The sequence below is a fragment of the Phytoactinopolyspora endophytica genome (assembly GCF_004138495.1).
Taxonomy (GTDB): Bacteria; Actinomycetota; Actinomycetes; order Jiangellales; family Jiangellaceae; genus Phytoactinopolyspora; species Phytoactinopolyspora endophytica.
The window spans coordinates 120,813-127,188 of record NZ_ML142854.1 but is presented as its reverse complement, the minus strand read 5'-3'; the positions used below and the strand labels follow the sequence as shown (position 1 = coordinate 127,188).

The window sequence follows — 6,376 nt, the reverse complement described above, 5'->3', positions numbered from 1 at the left end:
GACCCAGGCGAGCACCCATGATCATGAACAGAAACCGTGCTATGTCCACGCTTTCTGTTCATGATCATGGAAGAAGGAGGCGTTGATGCTGCCCCAATGGTGCAACCTGATCAGAGCGAACAACCCCGGACCCATGACGCTGGATGGTACGAACACCTACGTCTTGGCGACCGGTGCCGGGAACATCGTCATCGACCCGGGACCGCTGATCGAGGAACACCTCGCGGCCGTCATCGAGCTCGGACCGGTGGCCTTCACCGTGCTGACCCATCATCATCCGGACCATTCCGAGAGCGCCGCCCGCTTCCATGAGCTGACCGGTGCTCCCGTCCTCGCCCAAGACCCCGCGCTGTGCATCGCCGGCGAAACCCTGACACGCGACGACTCTGCTCTCGACGTACCCGACCTGGACCTGCGCGTTCTGCACACCCCCGGCCACACCGCGGACTCGATATGTATCGAGGTCCGCGGCCCCGCCACGGGAAACACCGGGCCCGAATCAGCCCCCGGGCGCGACTGGCATGGGCTGCTCACCGGCGACACCGTCCTCGGCCGCGGAACCACCGTCGTCGCCCATCCCGACGGCCGGCTCGGCGACTATCTGTCCTCCCTGGAACGCCTGCGCTCCAGGCTCGACGACGGCTGGACGCTGCTGCCCGCTCACGGTCCCGTCCGCGCCGACGCAGCCACCGTCGTCACCGAGTACCTCGCGCACCGTCAAGCCCGCCTCAACGAAGTACGAGCCGCGCTCGCGGCCGGTGCGACGACCCCCCGTGAGGTGGTCGAGATCGTCTACGCCGACGTGGATCGCTCCGTCTGGCCGGCCGCCGAACGCACTGTCGCTGCCGCCCTCGACTACCTGGATGAGCGCATTTAGTTGAGTTGGTCTTCGAGGTCGAGTTGCCAGTCGAACCAGCCGTTCCCGACGAGCCAGCCCAGTAGCTCCTTGTCCAGCCCAGTCCCGATCGCCACTCCGATCACGATGAACAGCACACCCATGATCCGCTTCAACCAACCGTGCGGATTGACGCCCCACCCCAGCCGCGCGACCATCTCCCGGCCGCCCAGCACCGCCAGGAGCATCATGCCGGCAAGACCGACCAGGAAGGCGATCAGGTACACGACGCCCTCCAGCGGCTCCGCGGGAAGGATGACCGCGACGATGACCGCGTACGTCGGGCTGCAAGCGCTGAACACCGGGCCGAGGCTCGCCCCGAGCACGACATCTCCGACGGCGCTCTGGCGGCCGGCGCCGTATTGGGCGCCACGGTTGCCCAGCTCGGCCAACCTCAGCCGGGCCGAGACCGTGTCCCACAGCCTGGGCAGCAGAGTGACGACGCCGAACAGCACGAGAATGGTGCCCGCCACCGTCTGCCACACTTCCTGCGGCACACCGATCAGCAGCGTTGTCGCCTTGAGCAGGATCGAGAACGTGAAGATCGACACGCACAGACCGATGATCACCAGCCCGACGTTCCGAACTCTGTTGTCCGCGCCCACGGACCGCCCGATCAGGATGGGCAGCAGCCCGATGACGCACGGTGCAAGGACCGACAGCCCTCCGGAGACGAGGGCGACGGCGGCGAACGGCACGGCTTACGCCAGCTCGTCGAGGATGGCGTCGATCGATCGGTCCTCGCCGTATCCCACCCAGGTCCCCAGGTGCTCGCCGTCGTGGTCGACCCGGACGAACGTCGTCTGCAACGTGACCTCGTAGGTCTGCTTCAGCTCGGTCTCAGAGTCATAGTCCACCTTGAGGATCTGCACACCGACCGGGATGGTGCCCTCCTCGATCGCCTCCTCGAACGCCCGGCACTCCGGGCACCAGGATGCGTGGAAGAACAGGATCGTGGTGTCGAATCCGGCGTCCGCTACCGCGTCCTCGCTGTACTCCCGGTACGTCCCTGCTGCGAGCTCCATGTCGTCGGAGCCGTCGTCGTCCATCGGATCGGCGTCGTCGTCGCCGCTCATCTCCTCGTCGTCGCCGCTCATCTCCTCGTCGTCGCCCGAGCCGTCGTCAGTGGAGCTGTCGTCCGTCTCTTCATCGCTCGACTCGTCGTCCATCGGGTCCGGGGAGCCGGACTCGGCCGGCGCTGCCGCGTCGGTGTCCTCCTGCGACGCAGTCGTGTCGTCATCGCCGCACGCGGTCAACAGCAGGCCGGAAGAGAGAGCCGCCACGGCCAAGAGCCGGGCACGCGAACCGCGCCGGTTCATCGAGGTGAGCAGAGTCTTACGGGTGTTCTGTGTCATAGGCGCGACTGTACGGCGTGGGGGACGCCGCAGCTCTTACGATTCGCTGACGAACGCCGGGATCACTGCCGTTTTTCTTCGGCCGGCTCCGGCTCTGGCTGCTCCTCGTCTTGGTGGCGCCGGCCGTCGGCCATGACCAGGAAGGCCGCGCCCAGGCTGGCGGCGATGATCGACCCTCCAAGGACACCGACCTTGGCGTCGTCGGCGAGCAGAGTGCCGTCGCCGAAGGCCAGCCCCGTGATGAACAGGGAGACGGTGAACCCGACCCCCGCGACCATCGCCAGGCCCAGCAGTGTGGTCCACGACGTTCCGGTCGGGAGCCTGCCCCAGCCGAGTCGGACGGCGATCCACGACGTCACCACAACGCCTACGGTCTTGCCCAGCACGAGCCCGGCGGCGACGCCGAGGGTCACCGGAGATCCCAGTGCCTCCTCGAGTACGCCACCCCCCAGATCGATTCCGGCATTCGCCAGCGCGAAGATCGGGAGGACAACATAGCTGCTCCAGGGGTGAAGAGCGCGCTCCAGCCGCTCCGACATCGAGACGGACTCGTTCAATAGGAAGCGGTAACGGCGCACCTCGCCCGGGTCGAGCTCGTCCGGGATCGACTGCCGGGCGTACTCCTTCGCCTGCGCTTGGTCGAGCAACGGCTTGGCCGGTGTGAGCAGACCGAGGATCACACCGGCGATGGTCGCGTGCACCCCGGACTGGAAGGTGGCGAGCCAGACGAACACGCCTAGCGTGACGTAGATGTATGGCGACCACACCCGAACCCTGCGCAGCGCGATGATGGCCAGAATCCCGGCGAGCGCCAGAACGAGCCAGAGGAACGAGATGGACTCGGTGTAGAAGAGCGCGATCACGGTGATCGCGCCGATGTCATCGACGATCGCCAGCGTCAGCAGAAATACCCGCGCCCCCGATGGAATACGCCGGCCGAGCACTGCGAGCACGCCCAGCGCGAAGGCGATGTCGGTGGCCATCGGGATGCCCCAGCCGTCGGCCCCGTCGCCACCCGCGTTGAACGCGACGTAGATCGCCGCCGGCACGGCCATCCCGCCGAAGGCGGCCATGATCGGCACGGCCGCCGATCGTGGATCTCGGAGTTCCCCGCACGCCATCTCGTATTTGATCTCGAGGCCGACGACGAAGAAGAAGACCGCCATGAGAGCGTCGTTCACCCAATGCCGGAGATCCTCGGTGAGCTCATAGGTGCCGATCTGGAGCGTGAGCTCTGTGCTCCAGAACGATTCGTATGAGGCGGACCACGGCGAGTTGGCCCAGAAGAGCGCGGCCAGCGCGGCGGCCAGAAGGATGATGCCACCGGCGGCTTCGACCCGGAGGAACGCCGCTACCGGGCGCCCGACGAACCGGGCGAGCTTGCGGTCACTCGCCATCCAGATCGGACCCGCACGCCAGATCCCGGAATGCTCGGACTTGCCCTGTTCCCCGTCAGTCGTTCCCCACGGAAGCCAGTGTCTGCTCACTGCATCGAGTCAGCGCGCCCGACGACGGATGCGTTCAACGTCGAGTAACACCACGGAACGCTGTTCGAGGCGGATCCAGCCACGGCCGACGAAGTCCGCCAGCGCCTTGTTGACCGTCTCGCGGGAGGCGCCCACCAGCTGGGCCAGCTCTTCCTGGGTGAGGTCGTGCGAGACACGGACGCCTTCGTCCGACGGCACTCCGAACCTATTGGACAGGTCGAGCAAGCGCTTGGCGACCCGGCCCGGGACATCGGAGAAGACAAGGTCGGCCAGCGTGTCATTGGAGGTGCGCAGCCTCGACGCGAGCTGCAGCAAGAGGCCACGCGCCACTTCCGGGCGGCCGGTCAGCAGCGGAACGAGGTCCGAGTGCCCGAGCCCGAGCAACGTCGTCTCGGTGACGGCTGTGGCGGTCGCAGAACGCGGGCCCGGATCGAACAGGGATAACTCCCCGAACATCTGCCCCGGGCCGAGCAGGGCCAGAAGGTTCTCCCTTCCGTCCTGCGCGGTTCGCCCCAGTTTGACCTTGCCGTCGGTGACGACGTAGACCCGGTCCCCGTCGTCGCCTTCGCGGAACAACACCTCGCTCCGGTCGAGGTGCACCTCGACCATCGAGGCGCGCAGCGCCGCCGCGGCCTCATCATTGAGATCCCGGAACAGCGGTGCGCTCCGCAGTGCCTCGTCAACCACCACCTGGCTCCTTCTACTCAGACCGTCCAGCATTAGGGGTCGCCTTGCTCGTAGGTCCCGGTCATCCACCGTGCTGTGCACATCCTCGCGGCCGCACACAGCCAAGTGTTTCGTCTCACGTTCTACCGACACCTATTGTGCCCGGCCACCATCATGACGCATTATTCGCCCCCATGCGCGGCGTCCGGGCTGGAAGATCGGCCGCGGTTCCACTCTGTCGGCACCTGAACATAAGGTGAGCGTGTGTCCTCGGTTAATACTGACTCGCGCCTGGCGCTGGTGCGTCGAGCCCGCAAGATCAACCGCGAGCTCTCCGTCCTCTACCCCGACGCCCATTGCGAGCTCGACTTCTCCTCTCCGTTCGAGCTGCTCATCGCGACAGTTCTCTCCGCCCAGACCACGGACGTCCGCGTCAACTCCGTGACACCGGGGCTGTTCGCGGCCTACCCCGCACCGGCCGACCTCGCCACCGCTGACCCCGCGCACGTGGAAGAGCTGATCCAGCCCACCGGCTTCTTCCGGGCCAAGACGAAGTCCATCATCGGCCTGTCGCAGGCACTGGTGGAGCGATTCGACGGTGAGGTCCCGGGAAAGCTCAAGGATCTGGTGACACTGCCCGGCGTCGGCCGCAAGACCGCGAACGTCGTGCTCGGCAACGCCTTCGACGTGCCTGGGCTCACTATCGACACTCATTTCAATCGCCTGTCTCGGCGCTGGCGGTGGTCCGAGAGTACCGAGCCGGACCAGATCGAGTCCGACGTCGCCACGCTTTTCCCGAAGCGGGAGTGGACGATCCTCTCGCATCGCGTGATCTGGCACGGCCGGCGGTATTGCCACGCCCGCAAGCCGGCCTGTGGAGTCTGCCCGCTGGCCAGGCTGTGCCCGTCGTTCGGCGAAGGGCCGACCGACGCCACGGCAGCGGCCAAGCTCGTCAGGGACGGTCCACGCTCATGACCTTCCCCTTGTGGCTGGAGCCGATCGCCCACGTCACCAAGGCTCAATCCGCCTGGTTCCCGCAATTCGCCCCACCTACCGATGGCTCCGCGAGGGTGTCGGCGGTTCTGATGCTGTTCGGGGAGTCCGACGGCGAGCCGGACGTGCTCCTGACCGAGCGCGCCATGGGGCTGAGCAACCACGCCGGACAGGTCTCGTTCCCTGGTGGCACCATCGATCCCGACGACGACGGCCCGGTCGGCGCCGCTTTGCGTGAAGGCGTAGAGGAGACTGGGCTCGACCCGGCGGGCGTAGACGTCTTGGAGACGCTGCCGACCTTCTGGATCTCCGTGACGAACTACGCGGTCACACCCGTTCTCGCCTGGTGGCGCAAGCCGTCGCCCGTCCGGGCGGTCGACCCCGCGGAGGTGGCGTCGGTGCACCGAGTACCACTCAATGACCTGCTCGAGCCCACGAACAGAATGCAGATCCAGCACCCAGACGGCACCACGGGGCCGGCCTTTCGCACCAACGGACTCCTGGTGTGGGGATTCACGGCGGGCGTTTTATCACGATTGTTCGAAGTGGCCGAATTGGAGCGACCATGGGATCGTACCCGGGTGACATCTTTACCCGCGGCACTGTCCGACCTACCGAGGAGGGCCTGAGCCAGTGATCTTCGGGCTGAACGTCGTCGACTTCATCGTCATCGCGCTGGCGATCGTCGTGGGCTTCACAGGGTGGACTCACGGGTTGGTCGTGGGCTTGCTGTCGTTCTCCGGGTTCGTCGGCGGTGCCGCCGCGGGCCTGTTTCTGGTGCCGCTTCTCCTCGGCGGCCTCGAGCCGGGTCTCGGGGTCTCCATCCTGGCGGCACTGCTCATCCTCGGCGTCGCCTCCATCGGCCAGGGCCTGCTGGCATGGGCCGGCGGCTGGATCCGGTCGAAGGTCTCGTCCCAGCCGGTACGTCACGTCGACGGTGCCGGGGGTGCCCTCCTCGCCGTCGCGGGTCTGCTCCTCGC

Annotated in this window: 7 protein-coding genes and 1 pseudogene; 4 read left to right on the top strand and 4 right to left on the bottom strand. The window is 66.8% G+C overall.

Going from position 1 to position 6,376, the window contains the following annotated elements; genetic code table 11:
• Positions 1-85 precede the first annotated feature (85 nt).
• Positions 86-877, top strand: coding sequence for an MBL fold metallo-hydrolase (locus ELR45_RS13605; protein WP_129666851.1), 792 nt, complete (start codon positions 86-88; stop codon positions 875-877).
• Here the strand turns inward: ELR45_RS13605 and ELR45_RS13600 are convergent.
• From ELR45_RS13600 to ELR45_RS13585, 4 genes are all read right to left on the bottom strand, one after another.
• Positions 874-1,593: a cytochrome c biogenesis CcdA family protein gene (locus tag ELR45_RS13600; protein WP_129666849.1), complete on the bottom strand. Its 720-nt coding sequence runs from the start codon at positions 1,591-1,593 to the stop codon at positions 874-876. The genes ELR45_RS13605 and ELR45_RS13600 overlap by 4 nt on opposite strands.
• A gap of 3 nt (positions 1,594-1,596) precedes the next feature.
• Positions 1,597-2,250, bottom strand: a complete 654-nt coding sequence (locus ELR45_RS13595) for a thioredoxin family protein (protein ID WP_129666847.1) — start codon at positions 2,248-2,250, stop codon at positions 1,597-1,599.
• Between the two features lie 62 nt (positions 2,251-2,312).
• On the bottom strand, positions 2,313-3,737 hold the full coding sequence (nhaA, locus tag ELR45_RS13590; RefSeq protein ID WP_205856556.1) for a Na+/H+ antiporter NhaA: 1,425 nt from the start codon (positions 3,735-3,737) through the stop codon (positions 2,313-2,315).
• A 9-nt stretch (positions 3,738-3,746) separates the two neighbouring features.
• Positions 3,747-4,457 carry a Crp/Fnr family transcriptional regulator gene (locus tag ELR45_RS13585; RefSeq protein ID WP_129666845.1) on the bottom strand — a complete coding sequence of 237 codons (711 nt, stop codon included), beginning with the start codon at positions 4,455-4,457 and terminating at the stop codon, positions 3,747-3,749.
• A 210-nt stretch (positions 4,458-4,667) separates the two neighbouring features.
• Between ELR45_RS13585 and nth the strand changes: the two genes are divergently transcribed.
• From nth to ELR45_RS35155, 3 genes and pseudogenes are all read left to right on the top strand, one after another.
• Complete coding sequence (gene nth / locus ELR45_RS13580) at positions 4,668-5,378, top strand: endonuclease III (RefSeq protein WP_240759678.1); 711 nt, start codon at positions 4,668-4,670, stop codon at positions 5,376-5,378.
• Positions 5,375-6,025, top strand: a complete 651-nt coding sequence (locus ELR45_RS13575; RefSeq protein ID WP_129666842.1) for an NUDIX hydrolase — start codon at positions 5,375-5,377, stop codon at positions 6,023-6,025. The genes nth and ELR45_RS13575 overlap by 4 nt, the downstream gene beginning before the upstream one ends.
• A 4-nt stretch (positions 6,026-6,029) precedes the next feature.
• Positions 6,030-6,376: pseudogene (locus ELR45_RS35155) on the top strand (MarP family serine protease); the annotation flags it as partial.